The following is a 219-nucleotide window of genomic DNA, read 5'->3' as shown; positions in this document are numbered from 1 at the left end:
ATAGGCCCCCACCGAGCGCGATTTGGCAAACCGGGCCGGATCGTCGATGGTCGCCGCGAAAGCCAGCGCCGTCACCGGCCCCACGCCCGGTGCCGTCATCAGCAGCCGACAGGCCGGGCTCTGCGAAGCGCGCTCCCTGACCGTGCCGTCCAACTCGTCCAGGCATCTGATCAAAGCCGTCCGCGCCTCAAGCAAGGGGCCGACAATGCCGGTCAGAGC

The 219-nt window shown here is 68.9% G+C and carries 1 protein-coding gene; it reads right to left on the bottom strand.

Annotated elements, in window-relative coordinates:
- Positions 1-219: transposase (locus ACXAH0_RS25420; protein ID WP_475196137.1), on the bottom strand; the 219-nt coding region annotated here is incomplete at both ends.

The organism is Roseibium sp. AWQ4_290, assembly GCF_056160985.1.
This window is presented reverse-complemented; position numbering and strand designations above follow the sequence as displayed.